General features: G+C 69.1%; 1 protein-coding gene. It reads left to right on the forward strand.

From position 1 onward, the window contains the following. The coding region (locus BN903_RS12265) for a hypothetical protein (RefSeq protein WP_048077994.1) at positions 1-1,509 on the forward strand (1,509 nt) is incomplete at its 5' end. Positions 1,510-1,538 lie beyond the last annotated feature (29 nt).

The following is a 1,538-nucleotide window of genomic DNA, read 5'->3' on the forward strand; positions in this document are numbered from 1 at the left end:
GGCGCGGACGACGTCTCCGAGATCGAACTCCGGGCCGCCGGCTACGATCGGAGCGCGAACGCGGACGCCAGAGAGCGGCTCGCCCACGTGACCGGAACCGGCGCGAGCGCACTACTCGCGCAGTATACCGGGGAGAGCGCGGGCGAGTTCTCGCTGGAGGTCGACGGCGGCGTCTCCATCGAGGTCGAGAGCGACGACGGGGAGCGCTCCCGCGAGATAGAACGCGACCAGCCCGGTAACGGTACCTTCGAGGTGAACCAGAGCGAGGCGCTCACCGCCGCCACCGCGGAGCTGTCGACCGACGCGGACGGCGAGTGGACGCTTCGGTCCACCGACCGCGACGAGGACGACGGCTACTACGAGTTCGAGTTCGCCTTCTTCGGTCCGGAGACGACCGGCGAGGCCGAGGTGAGCGTCGACGGCCAGACCGGTACGGTCTTCGAGTTCGAAGAGGAGACCGAACCGCGCGAGCGGGACGACGATGACGATGACGACGCCGATGAGGAGACTCCCCTCTCGATCTCGATCGTCGAGGGCACGGCCGAGCCGAACGCGACGGTGACGCTCCGCGTGACCGCCGCCGGCGAGCCCGTCGAGGGCGCGACGGTCGAACTGGACGATCGGGACGTCGGAACGACCGACGCGGACGGGCGGATCGACGTGACGCTGCCCGACGACGACGAAGTCGACATCGAGGTCGCGGACGGCGAGCGCGAGGGCGAACTGGAGCTCACGCTCGGCGCGGACGACGACCGCGACGAAGACGACTTCGCCGAGCGGTTCTCCGTCGGCGGCTCCGTCGAGAACGGCACCGTCGACGTCTCGGTGACCTACGACGGCGAAGGGGTCGAAGGCGTCTCCGCCTCCGTCGACGGCGACCGAGTCGGAACGACCGATGCGGACGGGACGCTCTCGTTCGACGCGCCCGACGATGACGAGTTCGACGTGACGCTGGTGAAGGGCGCGTTTGAGGCCGAGATCGAGTTCTCGGTCGGTTCGGACGGGACGCTCGCGACCGGAGATGTCGATGTCGACGAGCGCGACGATGACGCGGACGATGTAGAGGGCGACGAGCGCGACGACGACGGGGACGATGTAGAGGGCGACGGGCGCGACGACGACGCGGACGATGTAGAGGGCGACGGGCGCGACGACGACGCGGACGATACGGACCTCTCGGTCGCCGTCGTCTCCGGCGACCCCGCTCCCGGTGTGACGGTGACGGTCGAAGTGACCGATACCGACGGTGAGCCGGTCGAGGGCGCGACCGTCGAGGTCGGAGGTGAGGTCGCCGGAACGACCGACGCGGACGGCCGGATCGACGTGACGCTGCCCGACGAAGATGAAGTCGAGATCGAGGTCGAGGACGGCGAGCGCGACGGCGAACTCGAGTTCGAGTTCAGCGCTGACGACGACGGGCCGGAAGACGAGAGCGATGACGAGAGTGACGACGAGGCGGAAGACGATGGAGAGGCCGAAGACGATGACGACGAGGGGGACGACGAGTGACTCCTTCCCGCGGTCGGACCGCCGTCGTC

This window comes from Halorubrum sp. AJ67 (assembly GCF_000513435.1).